The sequence below is a fragment of the Lentzea miocenica genome, from assembly GCF_033949945.1.
GTDB classification, from domain to species: Bacteria; Actinomycetota; Actinomycetes; order Mycobacteriales; family Pseudonocardiaceae; genus Lentzea; species Lentzea miocenica.
Window position 1 is genome coordinate 23,494 of record NZ_JAXAVW010000015.1, and the last position, 22,592, is coordinate 46,085.

Here is a 22,592-nt window from a genome sequence, read left to right on the forward strand (position 1 = left end):
ACCTCGCCGACGCGCACGTGAGTGGAGGGCGCGCGGATGACTAGCCCTCCAGCTCCCGCAGCACCTGCCGGACCTTCTCCACCCGCGCCTGCCCGCTGCGCTCGGCGAGGATCAGAGCGTCGCGGGCACAGGAGAGCGCCGCTTCCCGATCGCCCGCCCGGCCGAAGATCTCGGCGGCGTGGGTCAAGATCTCGACCTTCTCCCTGTTGCCGTCGTGAGCGAGTGCCCCGGAAGCGATGATGTCCCGGTAGATCCGCACGGCTTCGTCGAGGTCGCCCAGCCCCGCGTGTGCCTGGGCCAGCGTGTCGAGCATGGTCGGGTGGTGCCTGCCCAGCCGGTCCATCACCTCGATCGCCGTGGTCACGGTGTCCACCGCTTCCGCGAAGTGCCGGTTGACGCAGAGCACCCAGGCGAGGCTGTTCATCGACATCGCCCAGCCGGCCTCGTCTCCGCCCATGCGCCGGTGCTCGACGGACATGCGGGAGTAGCGCAGCGACTCGTCGTGACGTTCCAGCCAGAGGTAGGTGGCGGCCAGCTCACCGGTCGTGACGGCGATGCCGTGCACGTGACCGATCTCCTGCCGGATGCGCAGTGCTTCGTGCAGCAGGCGCAGCGACTCGTCGTGGCGGTAGACGTTCTTGTGGGCGCTGCCCAGAGTGCTCAACGCGACCGCCTCCGCGAAGCGGTTGCCCACGCGGCGGGCGGCTTCCAGCGCGATGGTGTTCAAGCGGATGAAGTCCTCGCTCGACCCGTGGATGTGCAGGTATCCCCACATGTCGGTCGGCAGCTGCCAGGCGTGCTCCAGGTGTTCTTCCGCGAGCGCGAACTCGCAGATCTCCACGAGCACGTCGTGTTCCCGCCGGAACCACGCCAGCGCCTCGTCCCTGCCGGCGAACTCGACCACCTCGACCACCGGTTCGCGCTCGGTCAGCGGCAGCTCGGTGCGGCTCTGGCGGATGGCGCGGTCAGCGCGGTCGACCGAGTGGAGGTAGTGGTCGAGGAACCGCACAACCGCGGCACGCCGATCGTCCGCGGTCTCGTCGTTCTTCGCGCACTCCCGGCCGTGCAGCTGCAGTAGGTCGTGCAAGGAGAAACGCATCGGTGCGTACTCCTCGACGAGGTGCGCACGTGCCAGCGCGCGCAGGAGCGTCAACGCACGACTGCTCGGCACGCCAAGGAGAGCGCCCGCGGAACGTGGTGTGAAGTCGGCCCTCGGCGCCAGTCCGAGCAGGCGGAACATCCGGAGCTCGTCCGGGGCGAGCTGCTCGCACGAGAGGTCGAAGGCGGCACGGACGGCGGCCGCCCGGTCGTCGCCGATCTCCAGCTCCGCCAGCCGGTTCTCGCCGGTCAGCCGGTCCAGGAGATCCTGGATGCGGCGATGTGGCTCGCTCGCCAGCATCGATGCGGCGATGCGCAGGGCGAGCGGCAGGCACGCGCACAGCCGGGCGAGTTGCACCGTGGCGTCGGGCTCGGCCTGCGTGCGATCCGCGCCGATCACTCTTTCCAGCAGCTGCACGGCGTCGTCCAGCGGCAACGTGCCCAGCCGGAGCACCTTGGCGTCGTTCAGCGCGACGAGACCGCGCAGATCGGATCGACTGGTCACCACGACGACCGACCGGCCACCCGCGGGCAGCAACGGCCTGACCTGGTTCGCGGTGCGCGCGTTGTCCAGGAGCACCAGCACTCGCCGGTCGGCGAGCAAAGATCTGTACACGCCAACGCGTTGCTCGGTGTCGCCGGGGATCTCCCCTGAGGAGAGGCCGAGTCCGCGCAGCAGCTGGCCGAGCGCGTCGTGCGGGCTCAGCGGTTCGTCGCGGTCGTAACCGCGCAGGTTCACCGCGAGCTGCCCGTCCGGAAACCGGCTGCGCACCCGATGTGCCCAGTGCACGGCGAGTGCCGTCTTGCCGACGCCGGCCGAGCCCGCGATCGCCGAGATCACCACGGCCTGGCCGGCGGTGCCCGTCGGCAGCAGGTGGTCGAGCTGAGCGATGTCCTCCTCGCGTCCGGTGAACCGCGCGAGGTCGGGCGGGAGCTGCCGCGGGACCACGATCTCGCGCCGAGCCGCGGGCATCGGTTCGCCCCGCAGGATCGACTGGTGCAGGTTCCGCAGGCTCGCACCGGGATCGATGCCCAGTTCCTCCGCCAGCAGGTCGCTGACCCGGTGGAACACGTCCAGGGCCGCCGCCTGCTGGTCCGAGCGGTACAGCGCGACCATCAGCTGCGCCCAGAACCGTTCTCGCAACGGGTGCGCGGTGGTCAGGCTCCTGAGCTCGGGCAGCAGTTCGGTGGCGTGACCGTCGTTCAGGTCCTGTTCGATGCGTCGTTCCAGGACGACGAGCCGTTCCTCGACGAGCCTCGGCACGTCCTCGTGGTGCAGGGTGTCGGACGAGACGTTCGTGAGAGCTGGTCCGCGCCAGAGCGCCAACGCGGCGTGCGGGTGGTCGTTCGCCAGCGCGCGGAACCGCAGGAGGTCGACGTTCTGTGTTTCGGCGACATAGCCGTTCGTCACCGTTGTGACGCAACTCGCCGCGCCGAGCGACTGCCTCAGCCGGAGCACTGTCGTCTGCAACGTCTTCGCCGCCCGGTCGAGCGACGGCGGCGAGCCCTCCCACAGGCGTTCGACCAGCTCGTCGACAGACACGAACTGGTTGGGCCGCAACAACAACGTCGCGAGCAGCACGCGGCCCTTCCCGGCCGGCAAGACGACCGGTTCGCCGTTGAAGAGCACGTCCAACGGTCCGAGCACGCGAAACTCCGCAGCCCCCTCCACACGCGGAGTCTATGACGATGTTGTGCCAGCGTGCCGCACTTGTCCGAAGTGCCGGACCTGCCGATCGCGAACGCCGAGTGCCGGGTGCTGGGACCGTTGGAGGTGCTGCTCGACGGCGAACCGGTGACCGTCCCGGCAGGACGCGGCCGGGTGTTGCCGGCCACGCTGTTGTTGCGCCCCAACCAGTTCGTGTCCGTCGCCGAGCTGGCCGACCGGCTGTGGGACGGCGAGCCACCGACCCTGGCGCTCGGCCTGTTCGGCAAGGTGATCGACGTGGCCACCGCCGCCCTGGAGAATCACGCCGACGCGGGCGACGCCGATGCCGAAGATCGGCTGCGGGTCGCGCTGGCGGAGGTCCGCCGGAGGGCGTGATCGCGGCCGCACGGCCGGACTCCCTCATCGCACGCGCCCTGTGCCCGGACCGGGCCCGGAACGACCGAGTTCGCCATCCCGGTCGTCCGGGCCGGTCGCATCGGGTAAGCATGTGCCCGGAAGAGGGGAAGGTGCATGAGCCTGCACGTCGCGGTCGACTTCGGCACGTCGAGCACCTGCGTCGCCGTTTCGGCCCACGGCCGGGAGCCGCAGGTCGTCGTGTTCGACGGCCAGCCGCTGGTGCCGTCCGCCGTGTTCGCCGCCGCCGACGGGACGTTGTTCGTCGGTCAGGAGGCAGAACGTCAGGCCGCGGTCGACCCTGCCCGCTACGAGCCGCACCCGAAGCGCCGCGTCGACGAGGGTGAGCTGTTGCTCGGCAACACCGTGCTGCCCGTTGTGGACGTTGTGCGCGCGGTGCTGACACGAGCTGTCGGTGAGGCACGGCGCGTTGGTGGCGGGGCACCGGTCGATCTCCTCGTCCTCACACATCCCGCGGACTGGGGCACGGTCCGCACCCGAGTGCTGCTTCAAGCGGCGCGTGGGCTCGGCCGCGAGCTGGTGCTCGTTCCCGAACCCGTCGCGGCCGCCGTCTTCCACTCCGCGAGCCACTCCATTCCGGACGGTGCCGCGCTCGCCGTGCTCGACCTCGGCGGCGGAACCGTCGACGCGAGCGTGGTGGTGCGCACCGGCAAGAGCTTCCGGGTGCTGTCCGCCAAGGGCGACCCGAGCTTCGGCGGCGCGGACGTCGACCAGGCGTTGCTGGAGCACGTCGGCGGACTGGTCGCGGCCAAGGACCCCGAGGCGTGGCGGCAGCTCGTCGAGGGCAGGGAGATGACCGACCGGCGCAAGCGGCGGGTGCTGCGGCAGGACGTCCGGGGTGCCAAGGAGACGCTGTCCCGGCACGCCTACACCGACGTGCCGATGCCGCCGCCGTTCCCCGACGCGCACGTGACCCGGTCGGACCTGGAGCAGCTGATCACCGCGCCGCTCAGCCGGGCGGCCGCGCTGGTCGGTGCGACCGTCCGTGATTCAGGTCTCGCTCCCCAGCAGCTGGCCGGGGTGTTCCTGGTCGGCGGGTCGAGCCGGATCCCGCTCGTCGCGCGGCTGGTGCACGAGCACACCCGCGTGGTGCCGATCAGCATCGACCAGCCGGAGACCGTCGTCGCCCGCGGCGCGTTGCGGGCGGTCAGCCTCGACCCGGAGCGGACCGGTGGAGTGGCCCCGCAGGGATCGCTCCAGACGCCGCCGCGGGGTGGTCCGGGTGATGTGACCCACAACCTCCGGGTGACCGACGACACCACCCGCAAGATCACCCGCCGGATCCAGCCGCCGCCCGTCGCGCAGTTCCCGACGGCGTTCCCCGCGGCACCTCAGCCGCAGAAGAAGAGCAAGGCGCCGCTGTTCGTCACGATCGGTGTGGTGGTCGTGCTCGCCGCCGCGGGTGTCGGTGGTTACTTCTGGCTGAACCCCGGGAAAACGCCACAGCAACCGAATCCGCCGGCCAATCAGATCGCCGTCTACGACTACAGCTTCACCCGGCCGGACGGGTGGGAGCAGACGGGCGGCATTGCGAATGATCGGCAAGTGCTTTTGCAACCGATTGACCGCGCGAATTCCAATGGCAAACAGCCGGACGCGCGCATTGCTGTGCAGGAGCAAACTCTCACCTACAACAGCGACCAGGACCGGGTTCGCGCGCTGACGGAGTTGCGGCAGACGTATCAGGGGCGCAAAGACAAAGGTGACGAGGTCGCCGACTTCACCGACAACACCACATTCGCGGGGAAGTCTGTTGTTCACTATCGCGAAGTGGTCGAGACGACCGGGGTCGACTGGTACATCCAGTTCGTGGGCAAGGTCCAGGTGAGCGTCGGCTGCCAGGCCGCCCCGGCCGCCCAGGACCGCGTCCGCACCGCCTGCGAGCAGGTCGTCCGCTCGCTGGCCATCAAGCCGCAGTAGTCACGTCAGGGGAGTCACCGATGTCCGCCACCGAGGTCCTCGCCCGGTTCCGCTCCGAGGTCGGAGCAGCCGTCACGCGCTCCCGTCGCGCGTCGGGTGAGATCGGGGAACGCAACGCCAAGCTGCGAGAACGCACCCGCGACCTGGCCAGGCAGGCCCGCGAGCGCCGGGTCGAACCCGGTGCTCAGGCCACCTCTGCCGACGTGCGTGAGGCCGCCAAGGGGTTCCGCGACCACCGCGGGCTGCCGGTCGAACAGGTGCCGGACGCGGCCGAACTGACCGCTCCCGCGCCAGTTGAGACGGAGCCGGTGGCCACGCTCGGTTCCACCGCTGTCGCCGGTCCGAGTGGTCAGCGACCCCGTGTGAGTGACGATGACGAGGACTTTTCGCAGTCGCGAATCCTCTACTGACACCTGGTTTCACCCGGGACCGTTTACTAGAGCAACTACTTCGATCGAAGTCGCGACAGGGTGGAACCGGCGTGGCAGGGTCTCCGTCGTAAGAGGCGTACGAACCAAGAAGTGCGACCTGAAGTTCTCTGAAGGGGGAATCTCCCAATGGCTGGTTACAACGCATCCGCCGAAGAGCTCGCCGCGCTGGCGAAGAACATCCTGAACGTCGACAACGACACCCAGGCCACGCTCCGTGGTGTTCGCAACACCGTCGAGGGCCTGCAGGGCCAGTGGGTCGGTGCCGCCGCGCAGGCCTTCACCCAGCTGATGACGCGCTTCGACGAGGACACCCGGACGCTGCAGGAGGCCCTGCGCTCCATCGCCGAGCAGGTCGACAGCAGCTCCGTGACGTACGCCCGCCAGGAAGAGGAAGCGGCTCAGCTCTCCCAGAGCATCTCGAACCGTCTCTGATTCTGCTCGGCTCTTTCGGCTTTCTCTTTCGCAAAATCCACAGACTCGCTAGGGGAGATTAAAATGGGTGACAAGGTCAAGGTCAGCTTCGGCGAGCTCGAGGCCGCCTCCGGTTCGATCACGAGCGCCGCTGGGCAGATCCAGAGCCAGCTCGACGACCTCAAGCAGCAGGTCCAGAAGGTCATGGCGGAGTACACCGGTGACGCCGCCGCGGCCTACCAGGAGGCTCAGGGCAAGTGGGACCGCAGCGCGGCCGACCTCCAGGCCGTCCTCTCGTCCATCGGTATCGCCGTGCGCGACGCCTCCGAGGCCTACGCGGCCGCTGAGGGCGCGAACGCTCGCCGCTGGTAAGCATCGCAGTCCGCAAGACTCTCGCGAGCCCCGGAACCACGTGGTCCGGGGCTCGCGTATGTCCGGAGGTAGGAGCCTTGCAGAGGGGCCGTTTTGGTCCCCGCCCCACCCATCCGGTATCTTCTTACGTTGTTGTGCGGTAGCTGGCGCCCATGTGTGCCGCGCCTGTCTCGGTACCACTGCTTGGTTCGTCCAAGATCGGTCTGGGGCAACCGCCGCAGTGACCCCAGACGCAAGTGACGACGAGGTAGATCCGTGCGCACGTACAGCCCGAAGCCCGGTGAGGTGACCCGCACCTGGCACGTGATCGACGCCCAGGACGTGGTGCTCGGCCGGCTCGCCACCCAGGCCGCGACGCTGCTGCGCGGCAAGCACAAGCCGACTTACGCCCCTCACGTTGACACTGGTGACTTCGTTGTCATCATCAACGCTGACAAGGTGGCTCTGACCGGCGCGAAGCGGGACCAGGCGTTCCAGTACCGCCACTCCGGCTTCCCCGGTGGTCTGCGCAAGCAGTCCTTCGGTGAGCTGCTGGACACGCGTTCGGACCGGCTGGTCGAGAAGGCGATCAAGGGCATGCTGCCCAAGAACCGCCTCGGCCGCCAGATCGCGAACAAGCTCAAGGTCTACAGCGGGCCGAACCACCCGCACGAGGCGCAGCAGCCGCAGACCTTCGAGATCAAGAAGATCGCCCAGTGAGCGACGAGAACACCGAGGAAGTTCCTGTGACCACCCCTGAGAACGAGACCCCTGAGGTCGAGACCCCTGAGGTCGAGGCTGAGGTTGTCGAGGCCGAGGTCGTCGAGGCTGCTCCCGAGGCCGAGGCCACTGAGGCTGAGGTCGTCGAGGAAGAAGCCTCCGCACCGGTGGTCGTCGCTCCCTCGCTGAACGGCGCCGCGCACCTCGCGCAGACCGTCGGCCGCCGCAAGGAGGCCGTCGTTCGCGTCCGCCTCGTGCCCGGCACCGGCAAGTTCACGCTGAACGGCAAGGCCCTCGAGGACTACTTCCCGAACAAGGTGCACCAGCAGCTCATCAAGGAGCCGCTCGTCACCACCGAGAAGCCCGAGACCTTCGACGTCATCGCCAACCTGCGTGGCGGCGGCATCACCGGCCAGGCCGGTGCGCTGCGTCTCGCCATCGCGCGTGCGCTGATCGCCGTTGACGCCGAGGACCGCCCGGTCCTGAAGAAGGCCGGCTTCCTCACTCGTGACCCGCGGGTCAAGGAGCGCAAGAAGTACGGTCTGAAGAAGGCCCGCAAGGCGCCTCAGTACTCCAAGCGCTAAGCGACACCCAGCTGTACCTGCGGGAGCAGCAGTTCACCTCGAACTGCTGCTCCCGCAGTGTTTTCCGGGTCTTCCCCGCTGCCTCGCAGTGTCCCTTTCGGAGGTTTCATGGCCCGCCTGTTCGGCACCGACGGTGTGCGTGGTCTCGCCAACGCCGATCTCACCCCTGAGCTCGCGATGTCCGTGGCCGCCGCGGCGGCACGCGTGCTCGCCGAGCACGACCGCTCCCACCGCCCCGTCGCCGTCGTCGGCCGCGACCCGAGGGCGAGCAGCGAGATGCTCGACGCCGCCGTCACCGCGGGCCTCACCTCGGCCGGCGCGGACGTGCTGCGCGTCGGAGCACTGCCCACGCCCGCTGTCGCGTACCTGGTGGCCGCGCTCGGCGCCGACATCGGCGTGATGATCTCCGCGTCGCACAACGCGATGCCGGACAACGGGATCAAGCTCTTCGCCGCGGGCGGTCACAAGCTGCCCGACCAGGTCGAGGACGAGATCGAACAGCACATGGGCACCGGTTTCGACCGTCCCACCGGCGCCTCGATCGGCCGGGTGCGCGACGTCCCGGACGCCGAGACCCAGTACGTCGAGCACCTGCTCAAGGTCACGCCGCACCGCCTGGACGGTCTCAAGGTCGTGGTGGACTGCGCGAACGGTGCCGCGTCGGTGGCCGCACCGGACGCCTACCGCCGCGCGGGGGCCGAGGTGATCGCGATCAACGCGAACCCGGACGGCCTCAACATCAACGCCGGCTGTGGCTCGACGCACATCGACGTGGTGGCCGCCGCCGTCCGAGAGCACGGTGCCGACCTCGGCATCGCGCACGACGGTGACGCCGACCGCTGCCTCGCCGTGGACGCCGAGGGCAACCTGATCGACGGCGACCAGATCCTCGCGGTCCTCGCGCTCGCCATGCGCGACGCGGGCGAGCTGTACGAGGACACGCTCGTCGCCACGGTCATGAGCAACCTCGGCCTGCACATCGCCATGAAGGCGGAGAAGATCCAGCTCCGCACCACCGCCGTCGGCGACCGCTACGTGCTCCAGGACCTCAAGGCCGGCGGCTACTCGCTCGGCGGCGAGCAGTCCGGCCACGTGGTGCTGCCCGCGCACGCCACCACCGGCGACGGCCTGCTCACCGCGCTGCGCCTGATGGCCCGCATGGCCGAGACCGGCAAGTCGATCGCCGACCTCGCCTCGGTGATGCACCGCCTGCCGCAGGTCCTGATCAACGTGAAGGTCTCCGACAAGGCCGCGGTCGCCAAGGCGTCGTCGGTCAGCGAGGCCGTCGCCGCCGTCGAGGGCGAGCTGGGCGACACCGGCCGCGTGCTGCTGCGCCCGTCCGGCACCGAGCAGCTCGTGCGGGTGATGGTCGAGGCCACCAGCCACGAACAGGCCGAGTCGGCGGCGCAGCGGCTAGCGGATGTGGTTTCCTCGGTGCACTGACGACGGACGGGGCCGGTGACGTTGGTGCGTCCCGGCTCCACCTCGTGGACACCACTGGAAGACGAGGACACGACGTGAAGATCGGCCCGATGGCGCTGCTGCTCATCCTGTTCGTGCTGGCGGTCGGCGGCGTCGTCCTCGCGGTCGTGCTGTCCAAGCGGAAGAAGCCGCAGTACCCGCCCCAGCAGGGCTATCCGCAGGGCCCGTACCCGCAGCAGGGCCTGCCTCCCGGCCAGCAGTGGCCGCAGCACGGACCCCCTCCCGGGCAGCAGTACCCGCCGCAGGGCCCTCCCGCCGGTCAGCCGTACCCGCCGCAGGGTCCCCCGCAAGGTCAGCAGTGGCCCCAGCAACCGCCTGGTCAGCAGCAGCCGCCACCCAATCAGTGGTGATCACCGGCGAACGCCGCCGAATCGCTGTTTACTAAGGCAACCGACATCACAGAGCTCAGGTCAGCGTGTGATCTGAGCTGGCACTGTATGGCGGAACCCCGCTGAGCCGAACTGCGTCAGATCGGGGACAAGGGGAGGCAGGAGCACATGTCTGGCTATCAGGCGAACGCCGGCGAAATGATGTCGTCCGCGACGACCATCCAGGGCATCGCGACCGAGATCGAGAACTACAAGGCCAAGATCAGCGCGAGTGCGGTGACCGAGAAGGACTTCGGTCGTGAGCACACCGCCGGTGGCGCCAAGTACAAGGCCGGCCTGCCGAAGATAGCCGAGGCGATCGGTGCCTACTCGGCTGCGATGAAGGGCCTCTCCGACAAGCTGCGCGAGTCCGCCAACGGCTACGCGTGGCAAGAAGAGGCCAACGCCGCCAAGATGAACAAGCAGGGAAGGTAGTCGCGGATGCCCAGCTGGGAAGAAGTCAAGAAGCTCTGCGACAACCCCGAAGTCCCGCCGGACCAGAAGAAAGCCCTTCTCGAGGCGTACTACACGACCGAGATGGACCAGGACGTCACGGGCACGCACAACGACGAGCTCGAGCAGTACCTCGACAACTACGACATCTCCTACGGAGACGGCTTCGGCCAGTCGTTGTCGAACTCGTTGCCCTGGTCGGACAGCTCGGAAGAGCGGCTGAACAACGCCTACGACATCGCGAAGAAGTCGGGCGACGCCGGTCAGAAGAAGATCGACGACCACAACAACGCGAAGCAGGCCGGCCAGGGCACGCTGGACCAGTCCGAGCAACGCGCGGCCGATGGTGGCGCCGGCGTCGGCAACTCCAACTTCCTGCTCGACGCGGGTATGCCCGGCCTCAAGTACTTCGAGAACTTCCTCCCGGTCTACGCGGAGGCGAAGTCGGTCATCGGCGTCGGCTCGGACGTCAACACCGACTACAACAACGTCAAGAAGCTCTACGAAGAGCAGCGCGACATCGACTTCCACAAGATCGACGAGGACATCGTCGAGATGCGGCAGGTCTCCACCGACCTGCGCACCCAGCAGGCCGACTCCGAGAAGTCGATGTCGAAGCTGTGGTCGAGCTGGGACGGCAACGCCGCGGACAACTCCCGCGCCTACGTCGCCGACTTCTCCAAGAAGGGCGCTGCCGTCGCGGACGGCATCAACCACGTCGCCGACGCGACCCGCCTGGCGTGCCACACGGTCTCGCAGCTGGTGAACGACAAGGCGAACGCCGTGCTGAACGGCGTGGGCAGCCCGTTCGACATCGCCGGTAAGACGCCGCCGCAGATCCGCGAGGTGATCCAGGCCGCGGACACCGAGGACGAGGGCATCCTCAAGCGCGCCGCGGGGCACGTCGGCATCCAGATCGACGACGGCGCGTGCGACGACGACGTCTGGAAGGGTGAGGTCCGCAAGGGCTGCCGCGAGTGGTTGCAGACCACCTTCCACAAGGACGTCAGCGAGAAGTACAAGAACTTCGTAGAGCTCTGCAAGAACACCAAGAAGTCGGTCGACGACGCGTGGAACGCGCTCGGCGCCGAGATGGACAAGATCAACACCAAGCCGTTCGAGCCCGCCAAGGAGGAGAAGCCCGCCGAGAAGCCGGGTGACAAGGGCGGTAACGACAAGGGCGGCGGTGGCACGCCCCCCGGTGGCGGCGGCCCGCCCGGTGGCGGTGGCACGCCCCCCGGCGGTGGCACGCCGGAGATCCCGAAGCCGGAGAACCCGCTCGACAAGAACGGTGACGGCAAGCCGGACGTGCCGGGTGACACCGACGGCGACGGCAAGCCGGACGACCTCGACGGCGACGGCAAGCCGGACAACCAGCAGCCCAAGCCCGAGGAGAAGCTCGAGTCCGTCACGGTCAAGGCCGGCGACAACACGATCAAGGTCACGGAGCCCGACTCGAACGGGCACGTGAAGATGACGATCGACACGCCGAAGGGCGAGCCGAAGTCCTACGACCTGGACTTCAGCAAGAACCCCGAGGCCGCCAAGGCGCTGATGGGCCAGAACGGCACGCAGGCCATCACGACCATGGCCAACCAGCTCACCGGCACGGCGACCCCCGGTTCGCAGGCCCCCGGCGCCCCCGCTCCCGTCGGCACCACGCCGACGACCCCCGGCGGCACCGGCATGGGCGCGCCCGGCTCGGAGTCGAACCCGATCCCCGTCGAGGTCGGCGCGGACGGCAAGATCCACATCGAGCAGGACGGCGTCAACTTCACCGCCGAGGTCAACGCCGACACCGGCGAGATCAACCTGACCGCGGACAACGGCGACGGCACTCCCGACCAGATCGGCGTGAGCTTCGGCGAGGACGAGAACCCCGCCGCGGGCGCCGACTCCGGCTCCGGCACCGACAAGGCCGGTGCGGGCGGCATGACCGGGGATCTGCGCGTCGACGAGCCGCTGATCCTGCCGGAGCAGGACTTCCCGCAGCCGGTCGAGCGCGAGTTCCAGACGATGCCGGCACCCGCCCAGGGTGAGTTCCAGACCATGCCCGCCCAGGGTGAGCAGGTCTGGACCCAGCCCGGCGAGGCGACGCCGCACGTGGCCGAGCGCGTCCAGGAGTCGATGGGCCGCAGCTACGTCGAGGACAACGGCATCATGCCGAACGTCGGCGAGCCCAGGATCTCCAGCGAGGGCCCGCAGTTCGCGCACGCGGCGTCCTCGGACAGCACCATGGCGTCCGGTGTCTCGTTCACCGGCGGCGGTGCCAACGGCAGCGAGTCCGTGCTCGGCGGTTCGTCGCCGGCGGACAGCGCGTGGAGCACTCCGTCGCAGGGCAACGACAACGGCGGCTCGTTCAACACCAACGCCTCCGAAGCCGGTCAGGCGGGCTCCGCGAACCTCCCGTCCATGCAGGACGCCCACGGCCAGCCCACCTCCGGTGCCCAGTCCGGCGGCATGATGGGCGGCGGGATGATGGGCGGCGGCGGCATGGCGGGTGGCGGCGCCGGAGGTCAGCAGGGCGGCGACTCCGAGCGCGGCGCGAGCCAGTGGCGCACCACCGGTTCGCTGTTCGACGAGGACAACAACAACCCGCTCAGCAGCGCCCAGGGCGTGCTCAGCGGTGACGACGGCAACCGGGGTGGTCAGTGGTGAGCGAGCTCGACCTCGCTGCTTTCAAGGCGAAGCTCTCCGGCATCGAGTCGGAGCACTCCACGCGCATGGCCGAGGCCAGGCAGAAGTTCGACGAGTCGACGAAGGCCACGCAGGAGAGCCACGACAAGTTCGCCGACCGCAAGCAGCGGCTCACCTCGCGGCTCCGCGAGATGGCCCGCAACCAGCGCGGCGAGGGCAAGGACCGCAACAAGGAGCTCTCGTTCGGCCTGGAGGACGAGACAGCGGGTCCGCACGACGACCTCGCCGAGGAGCTCGCGCAGATCGAGAAGGAACGGCAGGCGCGCGAGTTGCGCGCCCAGTCGGAGGGCTTCATGCGCGGGCCGAACGAGGCTCCGCAGCACCAGGTCCGCCAGCCTCCGGTGGTGCAGCAGCCGGTGGCTCCTCCGCCGCCGGTCCGCCAGCCCCCTCCGCCCCGGCGGCAACGTCCGCCCGTCGACGATGACGACGACCTCAGCAACCAGAGCTGGTTGTCCTGAGACGACGAACGCCCCCGGGTCCGACGACCTGGGGGCGTTCTCGTTGGTCAGCGCGGGGGGCCGTAGCCAGGCGGCGGTGGTCCCTGCGGCGGGCCGTAACCGGGCTGCGGCGGCTGCTGTTGCCCGTAGCCGGGTGGTGGCCCCTGCTGCGGGAACTGGGGCTGCCCTGCCTGCGGATGACCGGCTTGCGGCTGTCCCGCCTGCGGGTGGCCGAACTGCGGCTGGGCGGCGGGCTTCAACGCGTTGGTGACCGGCGGCAAGATCGCCACCACCCCGACGACGAGTGTGAGCACGGCCGCGATGTACGTGTCGCTGGTGCCGCTCCAGCCGATCTGCTTGTAGTAGAAGAAGTGGCAGCCGGCGGCGAGGATCCCCAGCAGGACGGCGCCGGCGACGAGGAACGCACCGGGCATCTTGCGCAGGACGATCAGCACCGCGCCGATCAACAGCACGGCCACCGCGAGCAGCTTGAGCACGGTGTCCGCGATGCTCAGCGGCGCCAGCAGGTCGCCGTTGCCGCCCTTCTCCGCCAGCAGAGTCGCGACGAGCAGGGGTTCCGACACGTGCGGGCGCGGGATGAATAGCCGCATGACCCCGAGGATCGCCCAGTAAATGGCGACCCCGAACGCGCCGACGGCGACGACGATCGCCATCGCGAAGCTGCCGCCCCTCGGCGGAGGCGGTGGCGGACCCCACTGCTGTTGCGGCTGTTGCTGCTGCCAGCCCTGATTCGGCATCACGCCGAGCAACCTAGCGGCTGCGCAGAGCTTCGCGCTGGAAGATGAGGTTCGCGGACTTCAGGTCGCTGTCCAGCAGCTCGTCGTACGTGCGCTCACCGGTCAGCACCCTGAGCAGGAACGCCGTCACGAACGCGCGCCCGAGCTTGTGCGACCCCCGTTCGGCGCTGCCGTCCAGCATCAGCTCGCTCCAGTGCCGGCCTTCGGTGAACCCGAGGTGCGAAGCCTTGGGCAGCAACCGGAACTGGACGGGTCCGCCCCAGGCCTGGGCGATCGCCTCGGAGTGCCCGACCGGCGGCGCGATGCGATCCTCGCCGGCCGCGAGGTGCAGGCCGGGCGCCTTGACGTCGCGGGCGGCGTCCAGAGCGGACGGACGCGTCTCCGTTGCGGCCAAAGTCACAACGGCCCGGACGCGGTCGGCCTCCGCTGCCGCGAGCACCGCCGCGCCGCCGCCCATCGAGTGCCCGGCCAGGGCGAGACGGGCCGGGTCGACGCTGATCTCCCCGGATCCGAGGCGCACGCCGGTGCAGACGTCCAAAGTGGTCAGCAGGTTCGCCGACAGCACGCGCGCCGAGAGCAGCGGGCCGCGTTCCACCGCCGGTGCCGCGGCGACCACGCCCCACGACGCCAGGTGCCGCAAAAGCCCGTGGTAGCGGCGAACAGGCTGCATCCAGCCGTGTCCGAACGCCACAGCGGGCAGACCGAGACCGGACTGCGGGGTGAAGATCACGCCCGGCAGGCCGACGAGCGCGAGGTCGCCGCGCAGCACGGGGTGCGGGCCGGGCCTGCTGAGCTGCTCAAGGGCCTGTTTCGCGGTCAGCGTGATCACGCGGCGAGCCATGTGGTGAACCGTAGTCGATCCTGTCGTGCGCACCACACCTGAGATTGGTCTACACCACACGTGTCCCTGACCAGCGGATACGGGGTGCCCTCACTCATTAGGGTTAGCGGCGTGGTCTAGCTAGTCTGTTTTCCGTGTGCGGAATCGTGGGATACGTGGGTCACCAGTCGGCGCTCGACGTCGTGCTGGACGGGCTGAGGCGTCTCGAGTACCGGGGTTACGACTCGGCAGGCGTCGCGGTGGTCGCAGGCGAGGAACTCGCCGTCGAACGCAAGGCAGGTCGTCTGCAGAACCTGGAGACGAGGCTCGACGAGGTGGGCCGCGACAACTTCGCGGGCACCGTCGGCATGGGCCACACGCGGTGGGCGACGCACGGCGCGCCGATCGACAAGAACTCGCACCCGCACCGCGACGCGACGAACCGCGTCGCCGTGGTGCACAACGGCATCATCGAGAACTTCCTCGCGCTGCGCGCCGAACTCGAAGGTCTCGGCGTCGAGATGGCGTCCGACACCGACACGGAGACGGTCGCGCACCTCGTGGCGTTCGCCTACGCCGAGGGCGACACGAAGGGCGACCTGCCTGCCAGCGTGCGCAAGGTCGTGCGCCGCCTCGAAGGCGCGTTCACGCTCGTGTTCACGCACGCCGACGAGCCCGACCAGGTCGTCGCCGCGCGCCGCAACTCGCCGCTGGTCGTCGGTGTCGGCGAGAACGAGTACTTCGTCGCCAGCGACGTCGCCGCGTTCATCGCGCACACCAAGGAAGCCGTCGAGCTGGGCCAGGACCAGATGGTCGTGCTGACCCGCTCCGGCTACGAGGTCACCGACTTCGACGGCGAGGCCGCGGAGGCCAAGCCGTTCACGGTCAACTGGGACCTCAGCGCCGCCGAGAAGGGCGGCCACGAGTACTTCATGCTCAAGGAGATCGAGGAGCAGCCGGAGGCGCTGGCGAACACGCTGCGCGGCCACTTCGCGAACGGCCGGATCGTCCTCGACGAGCAGCGCCTCTCCGACCAGGACCTGCGCGACGTCGACAAGGTCTTCGTGATCGCCTGCGGTTCGGCCTACCACTCCGGTCTCGTCGCGAAGTACGCGATCGAGCACTGGACCCGCCTGCCCGTCGAGGTCGAGCTCGCCTCCGAGTTCCGCTACCGCGACCCGGTGCTCGACCGCGACACGCTCGTCGTCGCCGTGTCGCAGTCCGGCGAGACCGCGGACACGCTGGAGGCCGTGCGGCACGCCCGTGCGCAGAAGGCCCGCGTTCTGGCCGTCTGCAACACGAACGGCGCGCAGATCCCGCGCGAGTCCGACGCCGTCCTCTACACGCACGCCGGTCCGGAGATCGGTGTCGCGTCGACGAAGGCGTTCCTCGCCCAGATCGCCGCGAACTACCTGGTGGGCCTGGCCCTGGCACAGGCACGCGGCACCAAGTACCCGGACGAGGTCGCCCGCGAGTTCCACGAGCTGGAGGCCATGCCCGAGGCCGTGCAGCGGGTGCTCGGCACGACCGAGCAGGTCCGCGCGCTCGGCCGTGAGCTGGCCGACTCGAAGGCGGTGCTGTTCCTCGGCCGCCACGTCGGCTACCCGGTGGCCCTGGAAGGCGCGCTCAAGCTCAAGGAGCTCGCCTACATGCACGCCGAGGGCTTCGCGGCCGGCGAGCTCAAGCACGGCCCGATCGCACTGATCGAGAAGGATCTCCCAGTCGTCGTGGTCATGCCGTCGCCGAAGGGTCGCGCCGTCCTGCACTCGAAGCTGGTGTCGAACATCAGCGAGATCCAGGCCCGCGGCGCCCGCACGATCGTGATCGCCGAGGAGGGCGACGAGACCGTGCGCCCGTTCGCCGACCACCTGATCGAGATCCCGGCCGTCCCGACGCTGCTGCAGCCGCTCATCTCGACGGTGCCGCTGCAGATCCTCGCGGCCGAGATCGCGTCCGCCCGCGGCTACGACGTGGACAAGCCTCGCAACCTGGCGAAGTCCGTTACCGTCGAGTGAGTGAGAGGCGTCTGGCACACCGAACGCGTCAAGTCCGCTGAAGAGGAGCTCATGGCGGTCGTCCCGCCGGGCTCGCTGATGCGCAAGGCCGCGTTCGGTGTGGCCACCCACGCCCTCGGGCTTCTTTCCGGACGTCGCCGCGTCACGTTGTTGGTCGGTGCGGGCAACAACGGCGGCGACGCCCTGTGGGCCGGCTACTTCCTGCGCCGCCGCGGTGTCGCGGTGTCCGCCGTGCTGCTCTCGCCCGACAAGGTGCACGTCGAAGGCCTGGCAGCGTTCCGGCGCGTGGGCGGGCGGATCGTCTCCGAGGTCGGCACGCCGGACCTGGTGATCGACGGCATCGTCGGCCTGTCCGCGCGCGGCCCGCTCCGGCCGGCCGCGGCTGCTCTGGTCTCCACGGTCCGTGCCCCGATTTTGGCTGTGGACCTGCCTTCCGGCATCGACCCGGATACCGGTGAGATCGCCGGGCCGCACGTTCGCGCACACACCACCGTCACGTTCGGCTGCCTCAAGCCCGTGCACGCGCTGGCTGACTGCGGCGACGTGCACCTGGTCGACATCGGCCTGCGGCCGGCAGATCCGGACTTCCTGCTGCTCGACCGGGCGGACATCACCTGGCCGGTGCCGGGTCCGAACGACGACAAGTACACCCAGGGCGTCACGGGTGTGGCGGCCGGCAGCACGACTTATCCAGGCGCCGCAGTGCTTTCGACCGGAGCCGCGGTGCTGGCGACCTCCGGCATGGTCCGCTACGCCGGTCCCGCCGCCGACGCCATCCGGGCACGCTGGCCGGAGACCATCTGCACAGGCTCGATCACCGACGCCGGTCGCGTCCAGGCCTGGGTCGTCGGCCCCGGCATGGGCACCGGCCCGTCGTCGGCGGAGATCCTGCGGTTCGTGCTGGACGCCGGAGTGCCGGTGATCGCCGACGCGGACGCCATCACGTTGCTGGCCAGCCACCCGGACCTGTGGGACGCCCGCGACCCGGACGCCCCGCTGGTGCTGACGCCGCACGACCGCGAGTTCGAACGCCTGGCGGGCCCGGTCGGCGCGGATCGCGTTGCGGCAGCGCGAAAGGCCGCGCAGCGCTTCAACGCCGTGGTGCTCCTCAAAGGCCATCGGACCGTGGTGGCCGCGCCGGACGGACGGGCGCTGGTCAACTCGGCGACCTCGTCCTGGCCCGCGACGGCCGGTTCGGGGGATGTCCTGTCCGGCATCATCGGCGCGCTGCTGGCCGCCGGCGTGGATCCGTTCCTGGCCGCCGGACACGCCGCGTACGTGCACGTTCTGGCGGCGGAACTGGCCGCGGACGGGGCTCCGGTGCCCGCGTCCGGGTTGATGAGCGGGATTTCGAAAGCGATCAGGAGCCTCTGAGCGCTCGCTCACACCTGGTGAGCTGCGTACTCATGGCACGATGAACAGGTTATGGCCCGTTCAGAAGTTGTCGTCGACCTAGGCGCGCTGCGGCACAACGTCGCCCTGCTCGCCGGCCTCGCCCCTGCCTCCGAGACGATGGCCGTCGTCAAGGCGGACGGCTACGGCCACGGCGCGGTCGAGGTGGCCCGCGCGGCTCTCGAAGCCGGCGCGACCTGGCTCGGTTCCTGTTCCACACAGGAAGCTCTGGCCCTGCGGGTCGCGGGCATCCAGGCTCCGATCCTGGCCTGGCTCGACGCCCCCGACGAGGACCTGGCCGCCGGTCTCGCGGCCGACGTCGACATGTCCGTGGCGTCGCTCTCCGACCTGCGCAGGGTCGAGACCGCCGCCGAGGAGGCCGACGCGCGGCCGCGGCTCCACCTGAAGATCGACACCGGCCTGAGCCGCAACGGGTGTCAGCCGCACGACTGGCCAGAGCTGGTCGAGGCGGCGAAGAAGCACGAGGTGGTGGCCATCTGGTCGCACCTCGCCTCCGCGGACGAGATCGGCGACCCGTCCATCGACCTGCAGGCCAAGAGGTTCGACGACGCCTACGAGGTGGCCAGGAGCTTCGGGCTGAGCCCGAAACGGCACATCGCCAACTCGGCGGCCCTGTTGACCAGGCCCGACCTGCACTTCGACATGGTCCGGCCCGGCATCGCCATCTACGGGCTGAACCCGGTGCCGACGGATCACGACCTCAGGCCGGTCATGAGCTACCGGTCGCACGTGGCGCTCACGAAACGTATCCCCGCAGGTGAGTCGGTCTCCTACGGGATGACATGGACCGCGCAGAAGGACACGACGCTGGCACTGGTGCCGGCCGGGTATGCGGACGGCGTTCCGAGGGCACTCTCCGGCCGGATGGAAGTGCTCCTCGACGGGAAACGCCGCCCGGTGGTGGGGCGTGTCTGCATGGACCAGATCGTCGTGGACTGCGGGAACGACGAGGTCCGCGAGGGTGCGGAAGTTGTCCTGTTCGGCGACGGGCGCCGGGGGGAGCCGACGGCGACGGAGTGGGCGGAGCTGACCGGGACGATCGACTACGAGATCGTCTGCGGGATGTACCGGCCGCGGGTGCGGAGGATCTACACGTGAAGCCGGTGTGGAAGGTCGTCGGGTGGGTCGGTGGCGCGCTGGGTGCGGCCGTCGCCGGTGCCGCCGTGGCGCAGACCGCGAAGGTGTCGCACGAGCGCAAGACCGCGACCGACAGCCTCGCCGACGAGCCCTTAGGTCAGCTGCGGCCCGACCGCGAGTCGACGGTGGCGGCGGACGACGGCGTGCCGATCTCCGTCGAGGAGGTCGACCCCGGTGACGGCGGCGAAGCGGACATCACCGTCGTGCTGGTGCACGGGTTCGCGCTCGACCGCCGGTGCTTTCACTTCCAGCGCCGCGACCTCGAAGAGCTGATCGACCCGCGGGTGCACCAGGTGCTCTACGACCAGCGCGGGCACGGCCGGTCCGGTATGTCGACGCCGGAAGGCAGCACCATCGAACAGCTCGCGCACGACCTCGACGCGGTGATCCGCTCGGTCGTGCCGGACGGGCCGCTGGTCCTCGTCGGCCACTCCATGGGCGGCATGACGATCATGGCGCTGGCCGAGCAGGTGCCGGAGCTCTTCAAGGAACGGGTGCGTGGCGTCGCGTTGATCGGCACGGCCGCCGGTGCCGTGGGTGGCGCGGGCCTGCCGAAGTCCGTGCTGTCGCGGTACAACCCGGTGACGCTCGGCATCGGCCGGCTGGCCGGCATCCAGCCGGGGCTCGTCGAGTGGGTTCGCAAGGGCACGAAAACCCTGACGTGGAGCGGCATTCGCGCGTTGGCGTTCGGTGACCGCAAGGTGGCACCGTCCCTTGTGGACCTGATGGAAAAGATGATCAACGGGACCACGGTGAAGGTGCTCACCGAGTTCCTGGAGACCCTCGGCACGCACGACCGCTACAAGGCGCTCGCCGGGTTGCGGCACTGCGAGGTGCTGATCCTGAGCGGTGACGCGGACAAGCTGACGCCGTTCTCGCACGCCGAGCGGATGGCGGAGGAGATGCCGCACGCCACCCTCGTCCGGGCCCCCGGTGCCGGGCACATGGTGATGATGGAGCAGGCTGATCTGGTCAACGACCACCTGGTCGCGCTGATCGAACGGTGCGCGGCCGATCGCGGAGAGAGTCGGAAGAAGTGGTGGCGGCGAGCGTGAAGACCGTCGAACTGCCTCTGGTGGAGGACACCGAGGAGTTCGGCCGCAAGCTGGGTGAAGTCGTGCGGGCCGGCGACCTGCTGCTGCTCGCGGGGCCGTTGGGCGCGGGGAAGACCGCGTTCGTGCGCGGACTGGCGCGCGGCCTCGGTGTGCAGGGCCGGGTGTCGTCGCCGACGTTCGTCGTGGCCCGTGTCCACGAGCCCGCGGAGGACGGCCGGGGCGTGCGGCTGGTGCACGTCGACGCGTACCGGCTCGGGGGTCACCTGGACGAGTTGGACGATCTTGATCTGGACACGGACCTGGTCGACGCCGTGGTGGCCGTCGAATGGGGCGAGGGCGTCGCGGAACGCCTGAACGAAGATCATCTCCTCATTCGCCTCGAGCGCGGAATCGACGACGTTCGCACAGCTCAGCTGATCCCGCACGGCGAGTGGCGCTCACGTGCCCTGCCTGTGTGACGTTGTCCAACGCATCGGGTGATGTCCATTAAGGACAGAGCGTGACCGGCCGATGAGAAACGCATGATCAAGAAGACGCTTCTCGCGACTGCTGTCATCGGTGGCGCCATGCTGGCTGCCGCGGCCCCCGCTTCCGCCGGTGAGCACGACCACCACGGCGGCATCAGCGTGGCCGACAACCTCTGCGCCGCGCCGTGGCAGTGGAACGGCCCGTTCTCGCTGCTGCACGAGGGCCACGCCCCCGGCTACGCCGCGTGCAACGACAACCACGCCGCTGGTGGCTCGGACATCAGTGTCGCCAACAACGCCTGCCTGCTGCCGTGGCAGTGGAACGGCCCGCTGGAGATCTTCACGGTTGACCACTCGCCGTCCTACGTCGCCTGCAACGGCAACTCGGCTGGCTGATAGCCGGACTTCTCGCCGGGAATGGCCGAACGAGCCCTTCGGCCATTCCCGGCATCTGTCTGTTCAGGACAGTTCGCGCTTGAGCACCTTGCCCATCTCGTTGCGCGGCAAGGACTCCAGGTAACGCACCACCCGTGGCCGCTTGTGCGGCGACAACAGCTTCGCGACGTGATCGCTGAGGGTTGATGGTTCCGGCGCTTCGCCCGCTGGAACCACCCAGGCCACGATCCGCTCGCCCAGGTCGTCGTCCGGCTCGCCCGTCACCGCCACCTCGGCCACCGACGGATGTTCGAGCAGGGCGTTCTCGATCTCGCCCGCGCCGATCTTGTAGCCGCCGCTCTTGATCAGGTCCGTGGCCCTGCGCCCGACGATGCGGATGTACCCGTCGGGATCGCGCACCGCCATGTCCCCGGTCTTGAACCACCCGTCCCGGAACGCCGCCTCCGTGGCGTCCGGCCGGTTCAGGTACTCCAGGAACAGGTTCGGCCCGCGCACCTCGATCTCACCGATCGCGCCGACACCGACGTCGCCACCCTGCTCGTCGGCCACCCGCACGTCGACGCCGTCCACCGGCAGCCCGACCGCGCCCGGCCGGCGATCGCCGTCGAACCGCACGCTGACGTTCATCAGCGTCTCGCTCATCCCGTACCGCTCGACGATGCCCTGCCCGGTGGCCTTGGCGATCCGCTCGTGGTCGCTGGCCGGGAGTGCGGCCGAACCCGACACCAGCAGCCGGGCCGCCCGGAACCGGCCGGCGAGCTTCTCGTCCTGCTCCACCGCCTCCGCGATCCGGTGGTACATCGTCGGGACGCCGAACATCATCGTGCCGCCGGTCGCCAGCTCGTGGCCGATGGCCTCCGGCGAGAACTTCACGTGCCGCACCGAGCCGCCGAGCCGCAGCGGGCCGAGGACGCCGATGCCCAGGCCGTGCACGTGGAACAGCGGCAGCCCGTGCACCAGCACGTCGTCGCTCGTCCACTGCCAGGCCTTGGCGAGCGCGTCGATGTTCGAGGTGAGGGAGCGGCGGGGCAGCACCACGCCCTTGGGCGGTCCGGTCGTGCCAGAGGTGTAGATGACCAGCGCGGGCGTCTCCTGCCCCGGCTCGTCGAACGTCCCCGGCCGGCCGAACACGATCGGTTCGTCGCGCAGCACCAGGTCAGGCCGGCTGTCGGAGAGGATGTGCTCCAGTTCGCGCTCGCCGAGCTTGGGGTTGAGCGGCACGATCGCGACGCCCGCCAGCAGACCCGCGACCACCGCCACGCAGGTTTCGAGCGTGGACGTCGCCCAGACGGCGACGCGGGTGTTGCCCTTGAGTCGTTCCGCCAGAGTGCCCGCGGCCTGGTGCAGCTCGGCGTAGGTCAGCGACTTGGCTCCGAAGCGGAGAGCTTCGCGGTCACTCGGTTCAGCGAACATGGGATCCAGGGTGGTACGCGCCGCTGGAGCCCGCATCGGAAGTGTGGGAACGCCCACGCTCACCTGGCCCGTCGCGGTGGGCG

The 22,592-nt window shown here is 69.5% G+C and carries 22 protein-coding genes; 18 read left to right on the forward strand and 4 right to left on the reverse strand.

Annotation, left to right across the window (positions count from 1 at the left end):
• Positions 1–40: 40 nt before the first annotated feature.
• Complete coding sequence (locus SK803_RS19185; protein WP_319967394.1) at positions 41–2,746, reverse strand: AfsR/SARP family transcriptional regulator; 2,706 nt, start codon at positions 2,744–2,746, stop codon at positions 41–43.
• 63 nt (positions 2,747–2,809) lie between these two features.
• On the opposite strand from SK803_RS19185, the gene SK803_RS19190 reads away from it, so the two are divergent.
• From SK803_RS19190 to SK803_RS19245, 12 genes are all read left to right on the forward strand, one after another.
• Entirely contained in the window at positions 2,810–3,142 is a 333-nt protein-coding gene (locus tag SK803_RS19190) for an AfsR/SARP family transcriptional regulator (RefSeq protein ID WP_319967395.1), read from the forward strand.
• 135 nt (positions 3,143–3,277) lie between these two features.
• Complete coding sequence (locus SK803_RS19195; RefSeq protein WP_319967396.1) at positions 3,278–5,101, forward strand: type VII secretion-associated protein; 1,824 nt, start codon at positions 3,278–3,280, stop codon at positions 5,099–5,101.
• Positions 5,102–5,121: 20 nt separating this feature from the next.
• Positions 5,122–5,511, forward strand: coding sequence for a hypothetical protein (locus SK803_RS19200; protein ID WP_319967397.1), 390 nt, complete (start codon positions 5,122–5,124; stop codon positions 5,509–5,511).
• Positions 5,512–5,658: 147 nt separating this feature from the next.
• Positions 5,659–5,964, forward strand: coding sequence for a WXG100 family type VII secretion target (locus SK803_RS19205; RefSeq protein WP_319967398.1), 306 nt, complete (start codon positions 5,659–5,661; stop codon positions 5,962–5,964).
• A 63-nt stretch (positions 5,965–6,027) separates the two neighbouring features.
• The gene (locus tag SK803_RS19210; protein ID WP_319967399.1) at positions 6,028–6,315 is read left to right on the forward strand and encodes a WXG100 family type VII secretion target; all 288 of its coding nucleotides are present in this window, start codon (positions 6,028–6,030) and stop codon (positions 6,313–6,315) included.
• 255 nt (positions 6,316–6,570) lie between these two features.
• The gene (gene rplM, locus SK803_RS19215) at positions 6,571–7,014 is read left to right on the forward strand and encodes a 50S ribosomal protein L13 (protein ID WP_319967400.1); all 444 of its coding nucleotides are present in this window, start codon (positions 6,571–6,573) and stop codon (positions 7,012–7,014) included.
• A 26-nt stretch (positions 7,015–7,040) separates the two neighbouring features.
• Positions 7,041–7,598 (forward strand): 30S ribosomal protein S9, encoded by a 558-nt coding sequence (gene rpsI, locus SK803_RS19220; protein ID WP_319967401.1) that lies wholly within the window; start codon positions 7,041–7,043, stop codon positions 7,596–7,598.
• A gap of 108 nt (positions 7,599–7,706) precedes the next feature.
• Positions 7,707–9,041, forward strand: coding sequence for a phosphoglucosamine mutase (gene glmM, locus SK803_RS19225; RefSeq protein ID WP_319967402.1), 1,335 nt, complete (start codon positions 7,707–7,709; stop codon positions 9,039–9,041).
• Between the two features lie 74 nt (positions 9,042–9,115).
• Positions 9,116–9,430 (forward strand): hypothetical protein, encoded by a 315-nt coding sequence (locus tag SK803_RS19230; RefSeq protein WP_319967403.1) that lies wholly within the window; start codon positions 9,116–9,118, stop codon positions 9,428–9,430.
• A gap of 147 nt (positions 9,431–9,577) precedes the next feature.
• Positions 9,578–9,883, forward strand: coding sequence for a type VII secretion target (locus SK803_RS19235; protein WP_086663910.1), 306 nt, complete (start codon positions 9,578–9,580; stop codon positions 9,881–9,883).
• Positions 9,884–9,889: 6 nt separating this feature from the next.
• Positions 9,890–12,559 carry a hypothetical protein gene (locus SK803_RS19240; RefSeq protein WP_319967404.1) on the forward strand — a complete coding sequence of 890 codons (2,670 nt, stop codon included), beginning with the start codon at positions 9,890–9,892 and terminating at the stop codon, positions 12,557–12,559.
• Positions 12,556–13,056 carry a hypothetical protein gene (locus tag SK803_RS19245; protein WP_319967405.1) on the forward strand — a complete coding sequence of 167 codons (501 nt, stop codon included), beginning with the start codon at positions 12,556–12,558 and terminating at the stop codon, positions 13,054–13,056. The genes SK803_RS19240 and SK803_RS19245 overlap by 4 nt, the downstream gene beginning before the upstream one ends.
• Positions 13,057–13,103: 47 nt before the next feature.
• Here the strand turns inward: SK803_RS19245 and SK803_RS19250 are convergent, their stop codons facing one another.
• Entirely contained in the window at positions 13,104–13,796 is a 693-nt protein-coding gene (locus SK803_RS19250; RefSeq protein ID WP_319967406.1) for a hypothetical protein, read from the reverse strand.
• Between the two features lie 10 nt (positions 13,797–13,806).
• Positions 13,807–14,634, reverse strand: a complete 828-nt coding sequence (locus tag SK803_RS19255) for a dienelactone hydrolase family protein (protein ID WP_319967407.1) — start codon at positions 14,632–14,634, stop codon at positions 13,807–13,809.
• Positions 14,635–14,768: 134 nt separating this feature from the next.
• Between SK803_RS19255 and glmS the strand changes: the two genes are divergently transcribed.
• The 6 genes from glmS to SK803_RS19285 all read left to right on the forward strand — a co-directional run bounded on the left by glmS (position 14,769) and on the right by SK803_RS19285 (position 21,096).
• Positions 14,769–16,628, forward strand: a complete 1,860-nt coding sequence (glmS, locus tag SK803_RS19260; RefSeq protein WP_319967408.1) for a glutamine--fructose-6-phosphate transaminase (isomerizing) — start codon at positions 14,769–14,771, stop codon at positions 16,626–16,628.
• A complete protein-coding gene (locus tag SK803_RS19265; protein ID WP_319967409.1) occupies positions 16,629–18,002 on the forward strand; it encodes an NAD(P)H-hydrate dehydratase in 1,374 nt (457 codons plus the stop codon). It begins immediately after the preceding gene.
• Between the two features lie 51 nt (positions 18,003–18,053).
• Positions 18,054–19,139, forward strand: a complete 1,086-nt coding sequence (gene alr, locus SK803_RS19270; RefSeq protein WP_319967410.1) for an alanine racemase — start codon at positions 18,054–18,056, stop codon at positions 19,137–19,139.
• Entirely contained in the window at positions 19,136–20,233 is a 1,098-nt protein-coding gene (locus SK803_RS19275; RefSeq protein WP_319967411.1) for an alpha/beta fold hydrolase, read from the forward strand. The genes alr and SK803_RS19275 overlap by 4 nt, the downstream gene beginning before the upstream one ends.
• Positions 20,230–20,691, forward strand: coding sequence for a tRNA (adenosine(37)-N6)-threonylcarbamoyltransferase complex ATPase subunit type 1 TsaE (tsaE, locus tag SK803_RS19280; RefSeq protein ID WP_245848330.1), 462 nt, complete (start codon positions 20,230–20,232; stop codon positions 20,689–20,691). Before SK803_RS19275 ends, tsaE begins: the two co-directional genes overlap by 4 nt.
• Before the next feature lie 63 nt (positions 20,692–20,754).
• On the forward strand, positions 20,755–21,096 hold the full coding sequence (locus tag SK803_RS19285; RefSeq protein ID WP_319967412.1) for a hypothetical protein: 342 nt from the start codon (positions 20,755–20,757) through the stop codon (positions 21,094–21,096).
• Between the two features lie 63 nt (positions 21,097–21,159).
• Here the strand turns inward: SK803_RS19285 and SK803_RS19290 are convergent, their stop codons facing one another.
• Positions 21,160–22,509, reverse strand: coding sequence for an acyl-CoA synthetase (locus SK803_RS19290; RefSeq protein ID WP_319967413.1), 1,350 nt, complete (start codon positions 22,507–22,509; stop codon positions 21,160–21,162).
• Between the last annotated feature and the right edge of the window lie 83 nt (positions 22,510–22,592).